Origin of the sequence: Phaeobacter inhibens DSM 16374 (assembly GCF_000473105.1) — a bacterium.
Classification (GTDB): domain Bacteria; phylum Pseudomonadota; class Alphaproteobacteria; order Rhodobacterales; family Rhodobacteraceae; genus Phaeobacter; species Phaeobacter inhibens.
Window position 1 is genome coordinate 567,401 of sequence record NZ_KI421498.1, and the last position, 19,626, is coordinate 587,026.

Annotated in this window: 21 protein-coding genes; 15 read left to right on the forward strand and 6 right to left on the reverse strand. The window is 61.0% G+C overall.

The window, feature by feature from the left end; genetic code table 11:
* Positions 1 to 146: 146 nt before the first annotated feature.
* Positions 147 to 761, reverse strand: a complete 615-nt coding sequence (locus tag INHI_RS0106440; RefSeq protein WP_014874950.1) for a response regulator transcription factor — start codon at positions 759 to 761, stop codon at positions 147 to 149.
* Positions 762 to 1,023: 262 nt separating this feature from the next.
* Here INHI_RS0106440 and INHI_RS20415 point away from each other — a divergent pair, with 262 nt between their 5' ends.
* Both INHI_RS20415 and INHI_RS0106450 read left to right on the forward strand, forming a co-directional pair.
* Entirely contained in the window at positions 1,024 to 1,656 is a 633-nt protein-coding gene (locus INHI_RS20415; protein WP_036766950.1) for a putative pterin-binding protein, read from the forward strand.
* A gap of 50 nt (positions 1,657 to 1,706) precedes the next feature.
* Entirely contained in the window at positions 1,707 to 4,346 is a 2,640-nt protein-coding gene (locus INHI_RS0106450) for a hybrid sensor histidine kinase/response regulator (protein ID WP_036767243.1), read from the forward strand.
* 241 nt (positions 4,347 to 4,587) lie between these two features.
* Here the strand turns inward: INHI_RS0106450 and INHI_RS20895 are convergent, their stop codons facing one another.
* Together INHI_RS20895 and INHI_RS0106460 are read right to left on the reverse strand one after the other, a co-directional pair.
* Positions 4,588 to 4,761 carry a DUF1328 domain-containing protein gene (locus tag INHI_RS20895; RefSeq protein ID WP_014880317.1) on the reverse strand — a complete coding sequence of 58 codons (174 nt, stop codon included), beginning with the start codon at positions 4,759 to 4,761 and terminating at the stop codon, positions 4,588 to 4,590.
* Between the two features lie 20 nt (positions 4,762 to 4,781).
* Positions 4,782 to 5,249, reverse strand: coding sequence for a hypothetical protein (locus INHI_RS0106460; RefSeq protein ID WP_254656859.1), 468 nt, complete (start codon positions 5,247 to 5,249; stop codon positions 4,782 to 4,784).
* A gap of 89 nt (positions 5,250 to 5,338) precedes the next feature.
* On the opposite strand from INHI_RS0106460, the gene INHI_RS0106465 reads away from it, so the two are divergent.
* The 4 genes from INHI_RS0106465 to INHI_RS0106480 all read left to right on the forward strand — a co-directional run bounded on the left by INHI_RS0106465 (position 5,339) and on the right by INHI_RS0106480 (position 9,158).
* Positions 5,339 to 6,070 carry a Crp/Fnr family transcriptional regulator gene (locus INHI_RS0106465; RefSeq protein ID WP_027247132.1) on the forward strand — a complete coding sequence of 244 codons (732 nt, stop codon included), beginning with the start codon at positions 5,339 to 5,341 and terminating at the stop codon, positions 6,068 to 6,070.
* Positions 6,071 to 6,226: 156 nt separating this feature from the next.
* The gene (dusA, locus tag INHI_RS0106470) at positions 6,227 to 7,258 is read left to right on the forward strand and encodes a tRNA dihydrouridine(20/20a) synthase DusA (protein WP_051338987.1); all 1,032 of its coding nucleotides are present in this window, start codon (positions 6,227 to 6,229) and stop codon (positions 7,256 to 7,258) included.
* Positions 7,259 to 7,471: 213 nt separating this feature from the next.
* Entirely contained in the window at positions 7,472 to 8,338 is an 867-nt protein-coding gene (locus INHI_RS0106475) for a sulfite exporter TauE/SafE family protein (protein ID WP_036766951.1), read from the forward strand.
* A gap of 25 nt (positions 8,339 to 8,363) precedes the next feature.
* Positions 8,364 to 9,158: a phytanoyl-CoA dioxygenase family protein gene (locus tag INHI_RS0106480; protein WP_027247135.1), complete on the forward strand. Its 795-nt coding sequence runs from the start codon at positions 8,364 to 8,366 to the stop codon at positions 9,156 to 9,158.
* A 162-nt stretch (positions 9,159 to 9,320) separates the two neighbouring features.
* On the opposite strand, the gene INHI_RS0106485 is transcribed toward INHI_RS0106480, so the two are convergent.
* The 3 genes from INHI_RS0106485 to ccmI are packed head-to-tail and all read right to left on the reverse strand — an operon-like array spanning position 9,321 to position 11,286.
* On the reverse strand, positions 9,321 to 9,554 hold the full coding sequence (locus INHI_RS0106485; protein ID WP_027247136.1) for a DUF1289 domain-containing protein: 234 nt from the start codon (positions 9,552 to 9,554) through the stop codon (positions 9,321 to 9,323).
* Between the two features lie 5 nt (positions 9,555 to 9,559).
* A complete protein-coding gene (gene ruvX, locus INHI_RS0106490; protein WP_027247137.1) occupies positions 9,560 to 10,033 on the reverse strand; it encodes a Holliday junction resolvase RuvX in 474 nt (157 codons plus the stop codon).
* Positions 10,030 to 11,286 carry a c-type cytochrome biogenesis protein CcmI gene (gene ccmI, locus INHI_RS0106495; protein WP_014880282.1) on the reverse strand — a complete coding sequence of 419 codons (1,257 nt, stop codon included), beginning with the start codon at positions 11,284 to 11,286 and terminating at the stop codon, positions 10,030 to 10,032. Before ccmI ends, ruvX begins: the two co-directional genes overlap by 4 nt.
* Before the next feature lie 233 nt (positions 11,287 to 11,519).
* Here ccmI and INHI_RS0106500 point away from each other — a divergent pair, with 233 nt between their 5' ends.
* The 9 genes from INHI_RS0106500 (at position 11,520) to INHI_RS0106540 (ending at position 19,571) form a co-directional block, all read left to right on the forward strand.
* Positions 11,520 to 12,764 carry a sarcosine oxidase subunit beta family protein gene (locus tag INHI_RS0106500; protein ID WP_014880281.1) on the forward strand — a complete coding sequence of 415 codons (1,245 nt, stop codon included), beginning with the start codon at positions 11,520 to 11,522 and terminating at the stop codon, positions 12,762 to 12,764.
* A gap of 85 nt (positions 12,765 to 12,849) precedes the next feature.
* Positions 12,850 to 13,179, forward strand: a complete 330-nt coding sequence (locus INHI_RS0106505) for a sarcosine oxidase subunit delta (protein WP_027247138.1) — start codon at positions 12,850 to 12,852, stop codon at positions 13,177 to 13,179.
* Between the two features lie 58 nt (positions 13,180 to 13,237).
* Entirely contained in the window at positions 13,238 to 16,270 is a 3,033-nt protein-coding gene (locus INHI_RS0106510; RefSeq protein ID WP_027247139.1) for a sarcosine oxidase subunit alpha family protein, read from the forward strand.
* The gene (locus tag INHI_RS0106515; protein ID WP_027247140.1) at positions 16,263 to 16,835 is read left to right on the forward strand and encodes a sarcosine oxidase subunit gamma; all 573 of its coding nucleotides are present in this window, start codon (positions 16,263 to 16,265) and stop codon (positions 16,833 to 16,835) included. The genes INHI_RS0106510 and INHI_RS0106515 overlap by 8 nt, the downstream gene beginning before the upstream one ends.
* Positions 16,836 to 17,012: 177 nt before the next feature.
* Complete coding sequence (locus INHI_RS0106520; protein WP_014874934.1) at positions 17,013 to 17,468, forward strand: hypothetical protein; 456 nt, start codon at positions 17,013 to 17,015, stop codon at positions 17,466 to 17,468.
* A gap of 110 nt (positions 17,469 to 17,578) precedes the next feature.
* Positions 17,579 to 18,001 (forward strand): hypothetical protein, encoded by a 423-nt coding sequence (locus INHI_RS0106525; protein WP_027247141.1) that lies wholly within the window; start codon positions 17,579 to 17,581, stop codon positions 17,999 to 18,001.
* Between the two features lie 176 nt (positions 18,002 to 18,177).
* On the forward strand, positions 18,178 to 18,777 hold the full coding sequence (locus tag INHI_RS0106530; RefSeq protein ID WP_014874932.1) for a superoxide dismutase: 600 nt from the start codon (positions 18,178 to 18,180) through the stop codon (positions 18,775 to 18,777).
* A 141-nt stretch (positions 18,778 to 18,918) separates the two neighbouring features.
* The gene (locus INHI_RS0106535; RefSeq protein ID WP_014880275.1) at positions 18,919 to 19,119 is read left to right on the forward strand and encodes a hypothetical protein; all 201 of its coding nucleotides are present in this window, start codon (positions 18,919 to 18,921) and stop codon (positions 19,117 to 19,119) included.
* Positions 19,119 to 19,571, forward strand: a complete 453-nt coding sequence (locus tag INHI_RS0106540; protein WP_014874930.1) for a host attachment family protein — start codon at positions 19,119 to 19,121, stop codon at positions 19,569 to 19,571. Before INHI_RS0106535 ends, INHI_RS0106540 begins: the two co-directional genes overlap by 1 nt.
* Positions 19,572 to 19,626 lie beyond the last annotated feature (55 nt).

The window sequence follows — 19,626 nt, forward strand, 5'->3', positions numbered from 1 at the left end:
CTAGGTGTCCATGAACAGGTCCGGATCCCAGTCTCAAGGTGACGAAAGCGCACTCAACCACCAGGTTGGGTGCGCAATCATAGTGAGGTCACGGCAACCAAGGCCTGCAACAAGGCCGGTAGCCCGTTGGCGTGGGTTGCCCCCCCTCAGAAGAGGCCGGCCTCCTTCGCCGTCAGCGCGGCCTGGGTGCGGTTCTTGGCCTCAAGCTTCCGGCAGAGCGTGCGGACATGCAGCTTGATTGTCACCTCTTGCAACTCCAGCTCGCGAGCGATTTCCTTGTTCGACAGACCGCGACACAGCCCGTTCAGAACCTCAATCTCGCGCGGGCTCAGCTTGTCGGCAAGCGGATGGGCAGGCGCCTCGGCCTCCTTGCGCATCAGCTCAACCGGGACGTAGATTTCCCCGGCGCTCATGAACCGCACGGCATTCAGAAGCGACTGCGCGCCCATGGTTTTCGGGATGAAGCCAATGGCCCCGGCATCCAACGCCTCCTGCGCGGTACGGCTGGGCGCACTGCCTGAGATGATTGCAACGCCCTTGCCACCATTGGCCTTCAGCGCGGTGCCCAACCCGGCCAGCCCCTGCATGCCGGGCATGTTGTAATCTAGCAGGACCAGATCATAAGGCCCGTTCTCTTCAATCTCGCTCAGCGCGCCGGGCAGATCGATGGTCGAGGTCACGGCAGCGCCGCCTTCTGATTTCAGATAGGCGGATATTGTTTCGCGAACCATGTCGTGATCGTCCGCCAAAAGAATACGCATGTGAGCTCCTGCTAAGTACCGGCTTGGCTGTTAGGATAACCGTAATTTGGTTGATAAAATGTCAATCGCACCCGGCCCCGGGCGCAGTGGTCTATGGACTTGGGTCTGGCAGTCGTTTGGGCGCGGTGCAAATCCCGATGCTATAGGCCATTTTGCCCTTCTGCGGGCGCAACCGCACGTAAAATCGACCTCAGGTGGCAAAAAATCGCGGTTCTGGTTACGAATCCTATACCAAAGAATAGCAGTCTATCCGCAGGAACAGATGCCCGACGCGGCGGTTTGTGACAGGTTGGACCCAGATCAGAGATGTGCATTACCGCGGAACACCACCTTGGATACGCTGGGGCGCACGGGCAAAAGGATTGACGCTATGAAAAACTGGCACCTTCACATCGCGGCACTGCTCGCAGCTGTCACATTGCTTTGCGGCCTGCCGTCCGGCGCAGCGCAGGCCTCCCAATCGGATGCGGCCGTGCTGACCGTGGCCATCAAACCTGCCGATGGCGGTGACCTGCAGCGGCATGAATTCTCCATGGAGGAGCTGCGCAACCTGCCGGTGGCCCAATTTGATACCCGGACCATCTGGACCTCGGGAGAGCAGGCCTTCACCGGGGTGAGCCTGGCCGCACTTCTGGCCCATGTCGGCGTCGCCGAGGGGCAATCAGGTGTTGTCGTGGCCCGGGCGATCAACGACTACGCCGTTGAAATTCCCGTCTCCGACGCCACGAACGGTGGCCCGATGGTCGCCTATGAACGCAATGGCGCGTCCATGTCGGTGCGCGACAAGGGGCCTTTGTGGATCGTCTACCCTTATGACAGCGACCCCACATATCGCACAGAGGCGGTTTATTCCCGCAGCATCTGGCAGCTTGAGGAGATCACAGTAGGCCAATGACCGGCACAGACAGAGGCCCTTCATAGGTGCGGCTCAGGGAGAACCCTTTGGTGTCGCGCAGCGTCCTGATCACCGTGGGCTTGGTTCTTGCCTTGCTCGCGGTGCAGTCTGTTCGGCTGGGACGCGAGGTGCTGGTGCGCCTGGAGGTCCTCTCAACCGCCGCAACCGACAGCCTGCAGTGGACCTTGTCTCAGGCCGAAATTGAACAGCTGAAGCTGGAGAATGCAGTTCTGTCAGCGCGCGATGCGCAGGATCTGTCGCAGGTCCGCCGCGAATTCGATATCCTCTATAGCCGCGTTGCCACCATCCGCGAAAGCCGGACCTTCAAATCTGTGCGCGAGGCCCCGGAAAACGCTCAGATCCTGCAACGGGTCATGGCGCGGATCGACACGTTGATCACCTACATTGACGGCCCGGATGAGGCGTTGCTGTTCGGCCTGCCGCAGGTGAGCAAGATCCTGAGGAAGAACCGCGATGACCTGCGGGTGCTGGCGCTTGCGGGGCTTGCTGAACATGCGCGCATAACGGAGGAGAAACGCCTCAACCTCTTTGCGATCCTGTCTCGGTTGGCCTGGGTCGTGCTGGCGCTCTGCGTGGCGCTGGCGCTGACGGCGCTGATGATGGGGCGGCTGTATCAGCGTGGCAAACGTCTGGCCGAACGCACCCGCTTCGCCGTTGCGCGGATGCGCGCCATGATCACCTCCTCCCTGGATGCCATTCTGGTTGTCGGCGACGATGGGCGCATCCAGGAGGTGAACGGCGCGGCGGAGACGATTTTTGGCTATTCAAGGGGGGAGGCGACCGGCGCCGATATGGCGCAGCTGATCGTCCCCGACCATCTGCGCGATGCCCACGAACAGGGCATGCAGGCCTATCGCGCCGGCGGCACGGCCAAGGTCATCGGCCAGGGGCGTGTGCAGTTGGAGGCCAAGCGCAAGTCGGGTGAGATCTTCCCGGTGGAGCTGTCGATCACTGCCAGCCAATCAGCGGAAGAAACCGTCTTTGTCAGCTATCTGCGCGATATCTCGGACCGGATCGCCGCTGAGGAAGAACTGACGCGCACCCGCGATGAGGCGCTGGCAGGTGAGCGGGCGAAGGCAGATCTTCTCACGGTGATGAGCCATGAAATGCGAACACCTCTGACCGGTGTCCTCGGAGCGGTTGAGCTGCTGGAGGGCACCGCCCTGTCACCGGATCAGCACGACTATGTGTCGGCGATCCGCACCTCAGGCGACCGTTTGATGGCCCATGTCAATGACGTCCTGCAATTGTCACAGTTGGAAACCAGCGTCGATTATGAACATCAGCGCATTTTCAACCTCAGCGATCTGGTGCAGGAACTGATCGACGCACATCAGAGCACCGCCCGCCGTGGTCGCAACGATCTGAGCCTGCATTGCAGTCTTGGCGCCAGCGGAGGAGATGTGCTGGGGCGTCCGGTCGCGCTGAAGAAGGTCTTGGTCAATCTGATCGAGAACGCATTGCAATTCACCACCGATGGGGCGGTGTCGGTCGATGTGCAACGCCTCGGGCAGAGTGACACCGTCGAGATCAGCATCGCCGACACCGGCGCCGGAATCGCTGAACGTGATCTGGACCGGATTTTTGAGGATTTCATTCGCCTTGATGCGAGTTACGCGCGCAGCAGCGAGGGCACCGGGCTAGGTCTTGCAATCACACGCCGCATCGTTGTGGCACTTGGGGGCGACATCTCCTGCGAAAGTGAGCTGGGGGAGGGGAGCCTCTTCACCATCTCGTTGCCACTGCCGGCCTCCCATACCGGGGGGGTGATAGATGCGGCACACGCCGAACCTGCGCCTGTGCCGCAAGCACCTGCGGCGCTGCAGAACGCGGGTAACATTCAGGTCGGAGACGACGCGGCGCGTATCCTTGTGGTCGAAGACAACGAAATCAACCGGCTTCTGGTGGAGCGGATGCTGACCAATCTTGGCCATCAGGTGGTGCTGGCCCCCGGCGGGGCTGAAGGTGTCGCAGCCGCGCGCGCCGAACGCTTCGATCTCATCTTCATGGATATCAGCATGCCGGAGGTGGACGGGATTGAGGCCACCCGCCAGATCCGCGAGCAGAGGTTGGCAGAGGGCACGCAGATCGTGGCGCTCACCGCGCATGTGGCCCCACGTGATCATGCGAGGATACGTGACGCCGGGCTGGCTGAGGTGGTGACCAAGCCGGTCAGCAAATCGACTCTGGCTGAGGTGATATCGCGCCAGGTCCGCCGGGATCGGCCCGGCGGCAATGCGCCCGCTGCAGGGCATCAGCCAGGATCAGGATCGGCGCCGACGGCGACCATAGTGCAAGAGCAGGCGATCGTGGCAGCACCGGGGCAGGCAGAGGCAGTTTCCTCTGATCAAGGTTCTGATATTACGCAATTTTTTCAAGCCCTTGGCGCCGAGCGCGGTGCGCAGTTCCTTGCGGGGTATTGCGAGGAGGTGGATCAGTTTCTCAGTGACCTGCGCGCGGCACAAACGCTGGATCCTGACCAGCGGCAGGAGGCCCATCGGCTGGCTGGATCGGCGGCTGTGCTTGGCTTCACTGAGTTGAGAGAGGCGCTGCTGACCATTGAACATATCGAGACCGAAGAGATGCCGGACCTGATGACCCTCGCGTGTGAGTGGGAACAGGCCAGCCGCGAGATCTCGGCAGCGCTTCCGGGGAAGGCTGCGGGCTGATCCCCCGGGGCCTGATCTCCAGCGGGCCAAGCACAAACGGACGAAACCCTGATTTGACCGGCAACAGTGCTCCGGCCAGCTGCGGCGCGGGCCGCAAATAGATCAGAGGCCTGCCAGTCAGCGAATGACCTTCTGCACAAGTGATAAAAACACCAATGGCCCGCCATGGCTCCGATAGGACGCCGATGACGGGCCAGTTTCTCAATCTGAAATCAGGATGCGCTGCGGGTTATGCTGCGGGTTATACCGGCGGCTTTCCCTTCAGTGCGCGCATGACCATGGCCACCACGAAGAGGACAAGGAAAATAATGAAAAGGATCTTTGCGATACCAGCCGATGCCCCCGCGATACCACCGAAACCAAGCAAGCCCGCGATCAGTGCCACGACCAGAAATGTAAGTGCCCAACCAAGCATCTTCTCTCTCCTTCAAAAGGTTAGTCCACAATGCGTAGATGTAGGGGTAACGTGTCAGGCCCCGCATTGTTCCCAGCTGTGGCTTTCGGGGCCGTATGCCGGGACGGTAGCCAGCTTTTGATCACCGCAGCAGAAAACGGGCGACACAGCACCGGCCAAGGGTAGGAGCCAATCTCTGCCGCCTCCAGTTCAGCCTCCGCCGCGGTGCCCATCAGCACCAGTTTGCCACCGCGCGTCGCAATGATCTGATCCAGCTGTAGCTGATCCACCAGCGCGACCCCGGCCTCGGCAAACACCACGGCGATGGTGCTGTAACGACAGATGTCGGCCATCGCCGCCTCAATCGACAGATGGCAGATCACCTGCGCATCGGTGTGAAGCTCAAAAATCGTGTCAGAGATATCGCAGGTGGTCAAATAATCTTTCGACGCAACAACATAGACAGCGCTCTTGGCTGTGGTCGAGGTGACCGGCGGATCGTCTTGCATAGGGGAGTGGCCTTTCGTTTCGTGCATCTTGCGCCGAACTGGGCTAGGCTTGCATTAATCTATGACATACCGCCGAAGGGGATTGCGCATTGTTGACCACCGACTGTCAGGATTGCCCCCTGCGAAACCGCGACATTTTTAATCCGATGAGCAAGGAAGAACTGACCTTCACTCAGGGGTTCAAGACCGGCGAATTGGTGGTCGATCCCGGGACAACCATTCTGCTGGAAGGCTCAAACAGTCCGCAGGTCTATACGGTGCTCAAGGGGATGGGCACCCGCTACACCACGCTTGAAAACGGGCGCAGGCAGGTGATCAATTTCATCTTTCCGGGCGATTTCATAGGCTTGCAGGCCGGTCTTATGGGAGAGATGAAACACTCCGTTGAGGCGACAACCAGCATGACCCTCTGCGTGTTTCGGCGTTCTGAAATCTTCCGCCTGTTTGAACAATATCCGGCGCGTGCGTATGATCTGACCTGGATTGCAGCGGTGGAGGAGCATTTCCTGGGCGAGACGATTGCATCCCTGGGACAACGCGATGCCTCGCAGCGCATTGCATGGGCCTTGGTGCGGATTTACCTGCGTCTGCGCGCGGTCGGGCTGGAGGAGGGGCACACGGTTCCGCTGGCCTATCGCCAGCAGGATCTGGCGGATGCGCTTGGCCTGTCGCTGGTTCATACCAACAAACGGCTGAAGGCGCTGCGCGATGCGGGATTGGCGGACTGGCAAAATGGCCTTTTGTCGATCACCGATCTGGATACCCTTGCCGAGCGTGCATTGATTGATCTGGAAAAGCCAGAACGCCGCCCGCTGATCTGATTGCGCGTCTGCCGCATGCGGTTGCGGCAGGGTGCTGGATATCCGTCGGGAATTGATGATATGCGGCGCGGAACCTGCCTGTTGCGTGGAACCACAGCAATCAGTCCCGACGAGAAGAGCCCAGTTGAGAAAAGTCCTGACGAAAAGAACCCTGACATGACCGATCAGATCAACGCCCCATTTCCGCGACCCGCCGACGCCAACGCCATTCGCCAAGCGGCGCGCCTGTCGGTTGCGCCCATGATGGACTGGACCGATCGCCATTGCCGTTACCTGCACCGGCTGCTGAGTCATGAAGCGTTGCTGTATACGGAGATGGTAACGGCGCCTGCCTTGGTGCGGGGCGGGGCTTTGCATTTGCTCGACCATTCCCCGCAGGAGCATCCTGTGGCGTTGCAGCTGGGCGGCTCTGACCCGGCGGAGCTGGCGCAGGCTGCAGCGTTTGGCGCCGAGGCGGGCTATGATGAGATCAACCTCAACTGTGGTTGTCCCAGTGACCGGGTGCAGTCGGGGGCCTTTGGCGCGGTGCTGATGAAATCACCGGATCTGGTGGCAGAATGTGTCGCGGCCATGCGGGCGAAGGTTGATGTCGAGGTCACCGTGAAGTGCCGCATTGGCGTCGATGATCAGGACCCGCAAGAGGTGCTGCCGGTGTTTCTGGAGCGCATCGCGGCGGCAGGCTGTGAGCGGGTCACCATCCATGCCCGCAAGGCCTGGCTGAAAGGGCTCAGCCCCAAGGAAAACCGCGATATTCCGCCCCTCGACTACGAGATCGTGCATCAGATGAAGGCGGAGTTCCCACAGCTGCATATCTCTCTCAACGGGGGGGTGGCCAGTCTGGATGAGGCGTTGCCGCATCTGGAGCGGGGCCTTGATGGTGTCATGATTGGCCGCGCCGCCTATCACCAGCCCAGCGATATCCTGTCACAGGCGGATCCGCTGATCTTTGGCAACGGCAGTGCCACAGATCCGGTGGCCGTTGTGGGGCATATGCTGGGGTATATCGACGATCAGATGGCGCAGGGGGCCCGGTTGCATCAGATCACCCGGCATATGCTGGGGTTGTTCGCCGGACGGCCCGGTGCGCGCAACTGGCGGCGGGTATTGTCAGAGGGCGCAAGTCGCCCGGGGGCGGATACCCGACTGGTGGAAACTGCACTGGAACAAGTGACGGGGATTGCTGCCTGATCCGGCAGGAGCCTGCGCGTGACCTGCCAAATGGGGCAGGCCTGCGATGCCCTGCGACCACGGGTCACTGCTGCAATCGGCTGAACCGCAAGAAATCCTGAGACAAATTTGCGCTCACCCTGTAGGGGAGGGATCGGACTTGCGCCCCGCACCGTCATCCACGATGGAGCCATGTCGGGCCGGAATGCCGACCGCCAATGAGGAGAGCCGCCGATGTCAGCCCTGACCACCAGTCTTGTGACCACTGCCGCCCTGCTGCCGGAGCCTGCTGTGCTGGCGCAGATGGCAGGTTTGCTGGTCGTGACAGGCGCGGTGGCCGGTGTTCTGGCAGGCCTGCTGGGGGTTGGCGGCGGCATCGTTCTGGTGCCTGCGTTTTTCTATGTCTTCCAGACGCTGGGTTATGGCGGCGATCAGTTGATGCAGATGTGCCTGGCGACGTCTCTGGCGACGATTATCGTGACCTCTCTGCGCTCGGTGATGAGCCACAACAAAAAGGGTGCAGTGGATTGGGATATCCTGCGCGGCTGGGGGCCGGGGATTGCTATCGGGGCGATCATTGGCGTCATGGTTGCGTCCTCGTTGCGCTCCACCACATTGCAGGCGCTGTTTGGCGTGCTGGCGCTGGTGATCGGCTGTTACATGGCCTTTGGCCGCGCTGATTGGCGGCTGGGGAGCGCGATGCCTAAGGGCGCGCGCCGCATGATACTGTCGCCCATGGTTGGGTTTTTATCGGTTCTGATGGGCATTGGCGGCGGCAGTTTCGGCGTGCCATTGATGAGCCTGCATGCCACGCCCATTCACCGGGCTGTGGCCACGGCGGCGGGCTTTGGTGTCATTATCGCAGTGCCGTCGGTTATTGGGTTTCTGTTCCTGCCGGTTGAGGCGGCAGTGCGCCCGCCACTCACCGTTGGAGCGGTCAATCTCGTCGCCTTTGCCGTGGTGATTGCGATGACGCTGATCACCGCCCCCTGGGGGGTGAAGCTGGCCCATGCGATGGACCCTAAACCGCTGAAGCGGGTGTTTGCGGTGTTCCTGATCCTTGTGGCGCTGAATATGCTGCGCAAGTCTCTGGGATTTTGATTTCTATCTTTGCTAAGGTTTTACAATGGATTGGCAGCGGTTCTTAACAAAGGGTTGGTGTGATTTTCCGGCGAATGCGGAGACGCTGGCCTGGGCGCGCCATGCGCATCAGGCAGGCGTTCAGGCGCTGCAGGATCCGGCCAATGCGGACTGGCTGCAATGTGAGGGGACGTGGTTCATCGGTGTGGATGCGCTGCCCAATGATGCGCGTGGGCAGCTGCCCGCCGGGCCGGAGCTGGAAGGCCCGGCTATCGATTTCATCACAGCGCATCTGGGCGGTTTACCGAATCTGCATCGCGCGCAGGTGTCCTCCGTCTTTCCCGGTTATCCACGACCACGCCCTGGTGAGGGAGAGGCTGCGCTGCGCTACCGGATCAATCGCGACGCGGCCCATGTGGACGGGGTGAAAATGTTCGGCGATGCCCGTCGCCGCCGGGTGGAGGAGCCGCACGCCTGGGTTCTTGGCCTGCCGCTGAATGAAAGCAGTCCCGATGCCTCTCCGCTGGTGATCTGGGAGGGCAGCCATGTGATCATGCGCCGTGCCTTCGCAGCGGCATTTGACGGTATCCCACCGGGGCAGTGGGGAGAGGCCGATGTAACGGATGCCTATACCAATGCCCGCAAGGAGGTGTTCGAGACCTGTCCGCGTGTCACGGTCTCAGCAAAACCGGGTGAGGCCTATCTGATGCACCGCCTGTGCCTGCACGGTGTTGCGCCATGGGGAGAGGGCGCCCGCGCACCTGAAGAGGGCCGCATGATCGCCTATTTCCGCCCCGAGATGGCGGACTGGACCGACCCGGCGCGGGGGTGGCTGACTTAGGTCAGTAGTCCTGCCCGAATGTTTCGCGTGCGAAACAATGGGTCAGGGGTTATTCCGCATGATTATCAAAAGGTTACGATGGCGTGCGCAGCCTCTGATGGCAGAAATTGGAGGCTCTTCAGCCCGCTATCCGTTGCCGCGCAACATGTGCCGCGCGCCGCGTTAGCTGCGGTTTAGGCGGGCGCTGCGGCCGCCGCGGCGCTTGGTCAGGTCCTTGGCGCGGTCGGGCAGAGTCTCCAGCAGCTCAGCGCGTTCATCGTTGCTCATCTTGGACCAACGGGTGATTTCGTCGATGGAGCGATAGCAGCCGGTGCAGATCCGCGCCTCCGGATGGACGACACAGATTTGAATGCAGGGCGATTGCACCTCGTCACGTTTCCAGACCTCGTCGCTCATCAGCTTTATCCTGCCTTGATATGGCGCATGCGATCCAGCGCCCCCTGTAGGATATACGAAGCGGCGACTTGATCGATCACCTCTGCGCGACGTTTTCTGCTCGTATCCGCCTCCAAAAGCGCCCTTTCGGCGGCAACGGTGCTCAAACGCTCGTCCCAGAAGCCGATCGGCAGCTCTGTCAGCTTGGCCAGATTGCGGGCAAAGGCGCGGGTTTTCTGACAGCGGGGACCTTCGGTGCCATCCATATTGCGGGGCAGGCCCAACAGCAGCGCGCCGACCTCACGGTCTTTGACGATCTCAAACAGGCGTGCGGCATCCAGAGTGAATTTCTTGCGTCGGATAGTTTCGAGCGGTGTTGCGACGGTGCCCATCCGATCAGAGATGGCGACGCCCACGGTTTTGTCGCCAAAATCCAGCCCGGCGATCGGGGTGAAATTCGGGACCGCCGCGGCGAAGGTTTCAAAGTCGTCGTAGATCATTGGGACAGTCCTGCCTGTTTGGCGGCGGCGGTGATTGTGGCGAGGGCTTCGGGCACCTCGGCGAAGACCTCTTGCGCCTCAGCGTAGATGGCCTGTGCGCGCTCGGTCTGGTTCAGCACCGTAAGGGCGCCGATCAGCCGCGCCCACTCCTGCGGCGTGCCGCCGGTGGTGGCAAGCCGGTCGGAGAGGCCCTCAACCATGCCACGGATCATCTGCTGGCGGTCTTCGGCATTCATGTCCTCAGCGGCGGCGATATCTTCGGCGCTGGGACCAGCCGCGGGGGAGGCAGGGGCGCGGCCCGGTGCAGGCACGCTGCCGGGGGTGATCGGCGTGTACTCAACACCGGCGCGATAGGCGATATCCTCAATCTGGGCGCTGATGGCGGTGACCCAGGGGGCGCCCTCCGGTCCCATGGCGAGGGTTTCGCTCCAGACCTCATATGCGACGTCCGGGCGGCCGATCTGCGCCATCATCAGCCCCCAGTAGTAGCGCGCGCCGCCGTCAAAACGGTCGAGGGTCAGCGTGGTGCGCAGGGCGTCCTCCGCCTCGGGGGAGACATAGCCGCCGGCGGCCATGATCTGCAGCTCTGCCAGCTCGCCGAAATCGCGGGCCTCAACATCGCCGGACATGATGCGGATATAGTTTGCCTTGGCCTTGGCGGCGGCGGCGAAGTTGCCGAGATTGGCCTCATGCTGGGCCAGCAGCGCCTGACCCTGGGCATCGTCAACACGTTTGCTGGCGGTGTCGCGCAGCTGATCGACCAGCGTGGCATAACCCGGTTCTACCACGCGGGCGGGGCGTTCCGGGGCGTCGGCTTCGGCCTCGGCCTGTGTGGGGCGGGTGGCGGCGCGTTCTGCCGCGGCATCGATGCGCAGTTGCAGGCCCAGGTCGTTGTATCCCGGCGCGCCGAGATTGGCATAGAGCAGGTAGGTGCCGCCGCAGACCAGCCCAATCAGCGCGATGGCGGCGGCGCTGGTCAGGGTGCGGGGCTGGGTGTGGCCGCTGGCGGCGGCCTGGACCTGAGCGTCGGCGCTCAGGATGCGGCGGGAGATTTCGGTGCGGATACGCTCTGCGTCGGCTGCCTGCAGGACCCCGCGCGCCAGGTCCTTGTCCACATCGCGCAATTGCTGGCGATAGACCTGCAGGTCATAGGCGGCGGCCGGTTCGCCGCTGTCGCGTCCGCGCAGCAGCACAAGGGACAACAGCGTGGCGGTGGCCAGCGTGATGAGGCTGATAACGATCCAGAAGGTCATGGGGGCTCCCGCAGTTTGAAACCCATGTATAGCGGTCTGGGGTCAGAAAAAAGGCCAAACGGCTGCGGCGCGCTGTCCCGGCAGATGGCGATGAGGACGCGAAGGGCGTGTTGAGCCTGTGACGTCTTTGCGTGCGGATGTCGCAACCATGCATGATTGCGACGATAAACGGCGCAAGTCAGCCCTGCCTCTGGTGCATACCCGTTAACAGTCTCGAACCATCGGATTCGCCCATGAAACGTTATTCTGCCTTTGCTGTCGCGCGTGAGGCGCTGCGCTACCACACCGGATGGGGCCGCGCCTGGCGCTCTCCCGAACCGAAACGCCACTACGATGTCATTATCGTCGGGGCCGGGGGGCATGGCCTGGCCACAGCCTATTTCCTTGGCAAGAACTACGGCATCACCAATGTCGCAGTGCTGGAAAAGGGCTGGCTGGGCGGCGGCAACACCGGGCGTAACACCACCATCATCCGCTCCAACTATCTGCAGGATCCGTCGGCAGCGATCTACGAGAAATCGCGCTCGCTCTATGAGACGATGAGCCAGGACATCAACTACAACGTGATGTTCAGCCCGCGCGGCGTGATTATGCTGGCCCAGACCGAGCATGAGGTGCGCGGCTACAAGCGGACCGCCCATGCCAACGCGTTGCAGGGGGTTCCGACCGAGTGGATTGACCCCAAACGTGTCAAAGAATTGGTGCCGATCATCAACCTTGAGGGGCCGCGGTATCCGGTTCTGGGTGGGCTCTGGCAGGAACGCGGCGGCACCGCGCGCCACGATGCGGTGGCCTGGGGCTATGCGCGGGCCTGTTCCAACATGGGCATGGACATCATCCAGCAGTGCGAAGTCACCGGCGTGCGCAATGAGAATGGTCGTGTCGTTGGCGTCGACACCACCAAGGGCGCCATCGACTGCGACAAGCTGGGCATGGTGGTTGCGGGCAATTGTTCGCATCTGTCGGAAATGGCGGGTTTCCGTCTGCCGGTGGAAAGCGTGGCGCTACAGGCGCTGGTGTCTGAGCCGATCAAACCCTGCATGGATGTGGTTGTGATGGCCAATACCGTGCATGGCTACATGTCGCAGTCCGACAAAGGTGAGATGGTCATCGGCGGCGGCACCGACGGGTTCAACAACTATACCCAGCGCGGATCCTTCCATCATATCGAGGAAACCGTGCGCGCCCTCAACGAGACGTTCCCGATGGTCAGCCGCCTGAAGATGCTGCGCCAATGGGGCGGGATCGTGGATGTGACCGGCGACCGTTCGCCGCTGATCTCCAAGACGCCGGTGGGCAATATCTTTGTCAACGCAGGCTGGGGCACCGGCGGTTTCAAGGCGATCCCTGGTTCCGGCTGGGCGATGGCGGAGCTGATGGCCACAGGTCATTCGCCGCTGGCCGAAGAGTTTTCGATGATGCGCTTCAAAGAAGGCAAATTCATCGATGAGAGCGTTGCTGCCGGTGTGGCACACTGATGCCGCGCACCGTCGCAAAATTCTTGGAAGAATTTTGCCAAGGGTATTCTAACATCCTTGGCCCCCAGTTGGAGAGGTCCGCACAATGCTGATCCTTGAATGCCCATATTGCGGCGTCAAAGCCGAAGAAACTGAACTGCACGCAGGTGGCGAGGCGCATCTGAAGCGTTTTGGTCCCGGTTCGTCAGATGACGAGTTTCATGACTATCTGTTCATGCGCGAAAACCCCAAGGGTGTGCATTTTGAACGCTGGCGCCATGCCAATGGCTGCGGCAAGTGGTTTCACGCCGCGCGCTGCACCACCACGCTTGAGGTCTTTGGCACCTATTCTGCGCAGACCTATGAGCCGCCGCAGGACATTCAGGATGCGGTCACGGCCAAACGCCCCGGTTGGACATGGCGGGATCTGAAATGATTGCCTGTCTGAACGTTATCTCCCTTTTCGTCGCCCTCTCTTGCGAAAGGTCCGCCACATGAGCACGCGCCTTGCCAAAAATGGCCGGTTGATCGACCGCTCCAAACCGATCGAATTCACCTTCAACGGCAAGCGGATGAAGGGCTATGCAGGCGACACGCTGGCGTCTGCTCTGTTGGCCAATGACCAGATGATGGTTGGCCGCTCGTTCAAATACCATCGCCCGCGCGGCTTGGTTGCGGCCGGCCCGGAAGAGCCTAACGCATTGGTGGGTTTGGGGACCGGTGACCGGTTTGAACCCAATCAGCGCGCCACCACGACCGAGCTGTTTTCTGGCCTGTCGGCGCAGTCGCAGAACCACTGGCCGAGCCTTGAGTTCGACGTGGGTGTGGCCAACAACGCGCTGGCGCGATTCCTGCCTGCGGGTTTCTATTACAAGATGTTCATCCACCCGCGTCCCCTGTGGAAACATGTCTATGAGCCGATCATCCGCCATTCTGCTGGTCTGGGCAAAGCGCCGGACAAGGAGCTGAAGGACGCCGATACCTACGAGCATTTCTACTATTTCGCCGATGTGCTGGTGATTGGTGGCGGTGTTGCGGGTTTGCAGGCGGCCAAGGCTGCGGCGATGTCCGGTGCCAAGGTGCTGCTGTTGGAGCAGAACAACCACTGGGGTGGCCGTGCGCCGGTTGATGGCGGCACCATCGACGGAATGGAGCCGGACGCCTGGGTCGAGAAAACCCTCGCCGAGCTGCGGGGCATGGACAATGTGCTGCTGCGGGACCGCTGCATGGGCGCAGGCGTCTATGATCACGGCTATGCGCTGGGGTATGAGCGTCTGACCGATCATGCGCCGGGGCAGGGTGGTCCGCGCCATCGTCTGTGGCGGATCCGCGCCAGCCAGATCGTGACGGCGACGGGTGCGATTGAACGGCCTTTGTCCTTTGCGTGCAATGACGTGCCGGGCGTGATGCTGGCGGCGTCGATGCGTGACTATGCGGTAAACTGGGGTGTGACCCCGGGCCAGAAGGTCGTTGTCGCCACCAATAATGACGACGCTTATCGCACCGCGATTGCGCTGCACGCCGCAGGTGTTGAAGTTGTCCGGGTGCTGGACGCCCGTGACAGCGGCGGCGGCGCCTTGATGGAAGAAGTCCGCCAGCTGGGCATCCGCGTCGAATGTGGCCGGGCCATTGCCAAGGTGAAAGGCGGCAAGCGCGTCACCTCGGTGGCGATCTGCGCCCAGAACGGCGAGGGCGGCGCGCAGGAGGAGGTCGAGGCCGATGCGGTCGCGATGTCCGGCGGCTGGTCGCCGGTTGTGCATCTGTGGTCCCATTGCGGTGGCAAGCTGGTCTGGGATCAGACCCATGCGAACTTCCGTCCCGATGCCTCCCGTCCGCCGCTGGGTGCGGATGGCAAGGGCTTTGTCATTGCGGCCGGCGCTGCCAATGGTGCCGCTGGTCTGGCAGAGGCGCTGAGCGATGCGCAGGCCGCTGGCGAGGCGGCGGCGAAGGCTGCTGGTCGCAAGGTCAAGGCGGGCACCGCGCCCGTTGGTGACGCGCCGACAGAGACGGCAATGGAGCCGGTCTGGCTGATGCCGGCCAAGGCCGACATCAAGCTGCGCATGAAAACCTGGCTGGATTATCAGAACGACGTCAAAGTGTCGGACGTGCAGCTGGCGGCGCGCGAAGGTTACGAGAGTGTCGAACACACCAAGCGTTATACCACGCTGGGCATGGCGACCGATCAAGGTAAGCTCTCCAATATCAACGGCTTGGCGATCCTTGCTGATGCGCTGGGGTCTGAAATTCCGCAGGTGGGCACGACCACATTCCGTCCGCCCTATCACCCGATTTCGATGGGGGCGATTGGTGGTGAGGCCCGCGGGGAGATCTTCCAGCCGCTGCGCAAGACCCCGATGCACGACTGGCACGACAGCAATGGTGCGGATTGGGAACCGGTTGGCCAGTGGCGTCGCCCCTATGCCTATGTCCGGTCTGGTGAAAGCCTGCATGACGCGGTGAACCGCGAGGTGAAGAACACCCGCGAGAACCTTGGCCTGCTGGATGCCTCAACCCTCGGCAAACTGGTCGTCAAAGGGCCGGATGCGGGCAAGTTCCTCGACATGATGTACACCAACATGATGTCGACGCTGAAGATTGGCAAATGCCGTTACGGTCTGATGTGTTCGGAGAACGGTTTCCTGATCGACGACGGTGTGGTTGCGCGTATTGATGATGATACCTGGCTCTGCCACACCACGACCGGCGGTGCCGAGCGGATCCATGGCCACATGGAAGAATGGCTGCAGACCGAATGGTGGGACTGGAAAGTCTATGTTGCCAATGTCACCGAGCAGCTGGCGCAGGTCGCCGTGGTTGGCCCCAACGCCCGCAAGGTGCTGGAAAAGCTGAACGAGAAATCGGGCGGCGGCATGGATCTGTCCAAGGAGGCGCTGCCCTTCATGGAGTGGCGCGATGGGGATATCGGCGGCTTCAAGGCGCGGGCCTATCGCATCTCCTTCTCGGGCGAATTGTCCTACGAGATCGCGGTTGCGGCGTCCGAAGGTCAGGCGTTCTGGGCCGCATTGATGGAGGCGGGCAAGGAATTCGGGGTTATGCCCTATGGCACCGAATGTCTGCATATCCTGCGGGCCGAAAAGGGCTTTATCATGATCGGGGACGAGACTGACGGGACCGTTATCCCGCAGGACCTGGGCTTGAACTGGGCACTGTCGAAGAAGAAAGAGGACTTCCTCGGCAAGCGGGCGCATACGCGCAGCCATATGGCCGATCCCGACCGCTGGCAGCTGGTGGGGCTGGAAACCACCGATGGATCGGTTCTGCCGGATGGCGCCTATGCGGTGGGCAATGGTGTCAACGCCAATGGCCAGAAAAACACCATCGGCCGCGTGACCTCGACCTACTACTCGTCGAACCTGGGCCGTGGCATTGCCATGGGTCTGGTCAAGCATGGTCCCAAGCGGATGGGCGAGGTGATCGAGTTCCCCGGCACCGACGGGACAATCTACAAGGCCAAGATCGTCGATCAGGTCTTTTACGACAAGGAAGGGGAGAAGCAGAATGTCTGATCCTGTCAGCACAATGAATGGTGCGAAGTTCTCCGGTCTGGCACAGGTCGAGGACAGCGGGTTGCAGGGGATGATCACCCTGCGCGGCGATCTGGCCTCTGCCACCTTGAAGGCGGCTGTAAAGGCCGCCACCGGGGCCGAGGTTCCGACCAGCGGTCAGGTGTCACTGGCAGAGCAGGGCGGTGTGGCCTGGATGTCGCCGGATGAGCTGCTGCTGCTGGTGCCCTACGCCGAGGTTGAGGCGAAGGTCGCTGAGTTGTCAGAGGCGCTTAAGGGCGAGCATGCGCTCGCGGTGAACGTCTCTGATGCGCGCGGTGTGTTCCGCCTGTCCGGTGACGGGGCGCGTGAGGTTCTGGCAAAGATTTGCCCGGTGGATATGTCAGCTGAGGCCTTCAAACCCGGTCAATTCCGCCGTACCCGCATGGCGCAGGTGGCGGCGGCTTTCTGGCTGGACAATAACGGTGCATTTCACATCGTTTGCTTCCGCTCAGTGGGCGGATATGTCTACAACTTGTTATGCACAGCCGCGCATCCACAATCTAAGGTAGGTGCGTTAACTGGTTAAGGCAATTTAGCCTTGTAGTGAGTTTTACGCGCATATAAAGTGTCCCTGGATTTCCGGGGGCACTTTTTATTTGGTTTTGTTGGTCCTTTGCCAACCTTGATTCGCTAACACCGCCAAATCGGGAGTTTCTATTTACAGTGTGGACTGCCACGCTGCCTTAACTGGTGGGGAGACGATATGCCCAAGGGTGCTGACCTTTTGCTGCCAACTATGCGGCGGTTTGGCCTCGTGGCCGGGCTTGCGGTTGGTAGCGGTTTGGCCACCCCCGCGATGGCGCTGGAGGGCATGTATACCTGTGCTGTGACATCGCTGTCGGGCCGGGGCTGGATCCCGCCGCAGATCAGCCTGCATTTTCACGATGAATGGACTGCGGAAGTGGTGCATTCCGGCAATGTCAGCGCCCTGTCGGGGCGCCCGCTGAAAGCGGGTTTTTTCCGCATCAGTGATGTGTCCTATCGGGTCAGCTGGACGGTGGTCAGTGCCTCGGTCGGCAATGGCGCCGAGGCGGTGAAGACCCATTATCGCGCCGTGTTCAATACCCAGAACAAGAAGCTCTCAGTGCAGGTGATTTCTCTCGACAGCGGGGCAAAACCGCCACGCGGGATCGGGCAATGTGTCCAAGTGACCAGTTAGCTGATGATGTCGCGTCTGCGCCGTAAGGATAGCGATTGACAATTCGGGGTGCAACTTTCAAGAGAGTCCCTGAATTTCTACACGTCCAAAAGAGAGCTCAGGCTTTACCGATGAAAACACTGATTAAAACCGCAGCCGCCGTCTGCACCCTGTTTGCTGCAGCGCCTGTTGCCGCGGCGCCGGTGACTTATGATTGCACCATTCAGTCTTATGAGAAACACGGCTGGATCGCGTCGCGCGTGCTTGTTTTTGTGGATCACGATGAGAAAGTGACTGGCGTGATGGATGGCATCATAGCCACCCGGCAGAAGACACCGATGATTGTGCCCTATGACCAGCGGTCCAAGCAGCGGCTGAAGCTGAAGTGGACCCTGAGCAATCTAGGCTCGAGCCAGGGGTCAACCAAGGTCAGCTATTCCGCGACGATGGATGAGCCGCGGATGAAGTTGTCGATTTCAGCTCGTGTGCACGGCGCTGACAACCGCCCGTCGGGCAGCGGCCCTTGCAAGCGCAGCAACATCAAGCTGAACTGAAATGGGAGCGCGCCAATGGCGCGCCAGAAGCGGATCGTGTAACAGGCGATCAGGCAACGGTGTTTTGCAAAATGCCGCGGATATTTTTTGGTGTTTCCCCGGCTTGGTCTTGACCAATGGGGGCACCAGCCGCATGTATCTGCTTAGAAACGCAACAGATACTACAGGGGGCCCAGATGGCTTTTGAACTTCCCGATCTTCCCTATGCCCATGACGCGCTGGCATCCAAAGGCATGTCTGCCGAAACGCTGGAATATCACCACGACCTGCACCACAAGGCTTATGTCGACAACGGCAACAAGCTGATTGCGGGCACTGAGTGGGACGGCAAGTCCATGGAAGAGATCATCAAGGGCACCTATGACGCAAATGCCGTCGCCCAGAGCGGTATCTTCAACAACATCTCGCAGCTGTGGAACCACAATCAGTTTTGGGAAATGATGGGGCCGGGCGAGAGCAAGATGCCGGGTGAGCTGGAAAAGGCGCTGGTCGACAGCTTTGGCTCCGTTGACACCTTCAAGGAAGAGTTCTCTGCCGCAGGCGCGGGTCAGTTCGGCTCCGGCTGGGCCTGGCTGGTCAAGGACACCGACGGTGGTCTGAAAGTGACCAAAACCGAAAACGGTGTGAACCCTGTCTGCTTTGGCCAGACGGCGCTGCTGGGCTGTGATGTGTGGGAGCATTCCTACTACATCGATTTCCGCAACAAGCGTCCTGCCTATCTGACCAACTTCCTCGACAATCTGGTCAACTGGGAAAACGTTGCATCGCGCATGTGATCGCTGCACAGCAGTGCTAGAATTTGGGCCTCGTCCGCTATCGGACGGGGCCTTTTTTGTGCCGGGATCATGGGATCCAGCGGAACAAATCCCTGCTCTCAGCGGTTGTGTTGGTGAACCCACAATACATGGAGGACCGACATGGCAGACCGCGTCAGATCAAAAGATGGCCGTCAGGAGACCAAGGAGATCCTTGGCGCTGAGGGCAGCGTCTCTCACGGCGGGCGCACCGGTGGTCGGCTGGCCCGGGAGGTTGCGACCGAGGATGAGGAGAAACGCGCCATGGAACGCCCGGCAGGTGCGACACGGGTGACCAAATCCAATGAGCAGGAGGACCAATAATGGCACAGCTTGACCACGGCACCTTTGTGCTGGTGACCGACAGCGAGAAGGCATTGCTGCTGCAGAACACCACCGATGCACAGAACCCGCATCTTGAGGTGCGCCGGAAGGAAGAGCAGGACAACCCTTCCGACATTGAGCAATCCGCCAACCGGCCCGGCCGGATGCATGACGGCGGCCCCGGCCAGCGCTCTGCCCTCGATGATACCGACTGGCATGAATTGGCGAAAGAACGGTTTGCAGATGACATCGCCGATCTGCTCTATGAGCGGGCGCATAAGGGCAAACTGGGGAATATCGTTCTGGTGGCCTCGCCGCAGGTTCTGGGCAACTTGCGTGGCAAGCTGCACAAAGAAGTTCAGGATCTGGTGATGGCTGAAATTCCCAAGACGCTGACCAACCACCCGATTGATGAGATTGAGAAGATTGTCCAGCAGGAGCTGGCAGCCTGATCCGTCACAACAGATCGGTGACGAATGGACATATGAAAACGCGGTGCTGTGAGGC

Coding starts and splice junctions, on each gene's coding strand:
- INHI_RS0106440 (WP_014874950.1), bottom strand. CDS start 761: ATGCGTATTCTTTTGGCGGACGATCACGACATGGTTCGCGAAACAATA.
- INHI_RS20415 (WP_036766950.1), top strand. CDS start 1,024: ATGCCCGACGCGGCGGTTTGTGACAGGTTGGACCCAGATCAGAGATGT.
- INHI_RS20895 (WP_014880317.1), bottom strand. CDS start 4,761: ATGCTTGGTTGGGCACTTACATTTCTGGTCGTGGCACTGATCGCGGGC.
- INHI_RS0106460 (WP_254656859.1), bottom strand. CDS start 5,249: ATGCAAGACGATCCGCCGGTCACCTCGACCACAGCCAAGAGCGCTGTC.
- dusA (WP_051338987.1), top strand. CDS start 6,227: ATGACCGATCAGATCAACGCCCCATTTCCGCGACCCGCCGACGCCAAC.
- INHI_RS0106475 (WP_036766951.1), top strand. CDS start 7,472: ATGTCAGCCCTGACCACCAGTCTTGTGACCACTGCCGCCCTGCTGCCG.
- INHI_RS0106480 (WP_027247135.1), top strand. CDS start 8,364: ATGGATTGGCAGCGGTTCTTAACAAAGGGTTGGTGTGATTTTCCGGCG.
- INHI_RS0106485 (WP_027247136.1), bottom strand. CDS start 9,554: ATGAGCGACGAGGTCTGGAAACGTGACGAGGTGCAATCGCCCTGCATT.
- ruvX (WP_027247137.1), bottom strand. CDS start 10,033: ATGATCTACGACGACTTTGAAACCTTCGCCGCGGCGGTCCCGAATTTC.
- ccmI (WP_014880282.1), bottom strand. CDS start 11,286: ATGACCTTCTGGATCGTTATCAGCCTCATCACGCTGGCCACCGCCACG.
- INHI_RS0106500 (WP_014880281.1), top strand. CDS start 11,520: ATGAAACGTTATTCTGCCTTTGCTGTCGCGCGTGAGGCGCTGCGCTAC.
- INHI_RS0106505 (WP_027247138.1), top strand. CDS start 12,850: ATGCTGATCCTTGAATGCCCATATTGCGGCGTCAAAGCCGAAGAAACT.
- INHI_RS0106510 (WP_027247139.1), top strand. CDS start 13,238: ATGAGCACGCGCCTTGCCAAAAATGGCCGGTTGATCGACCGCTCCAAA.
- INHI_RS0106515 (WP_027247140.1), top strand. CDS start 16,263: ATGTCTGATCCTGTCAGCACAATGAATGGTGCGAAGTTCTCCGGTCTG.
- INHI_RS0106520 (WP_014874934.1), top strand. CDS start 17,013: ATGCCCAAGGGTGCTGACCTTTTGCTGCCAACTATGCGGCGGTTTGGC.
- INHI_RS0106525 (WP_027247141.1), top strand. CDS start 17,579: ATGAAAACACTGATTAAAACCGCAGCCGCCGTCTGCACCCTGTTTGCT.
- INHI_RS0106530 (WP_014874932.1), top strand. CDS start 18,178: ATGGCTTTTGAACTTCCCGATCTTCCCTATGCCCATGACGCGCTGGCA.
- INHI_RS0106535 (WP_014880275.1), top strand. CDS start 18,919: ATGGCAGACCGCGTCAGATCAAAAGATGGCCGTCAGGAGACCAAGGAG.
- INHI_RS0106540 (WP_014874930.1), top strand. CDS start 19,119: ATGGCACAGCTTGACCACGGCACCTTTGTGCTGGTGACCGACAGCGAG.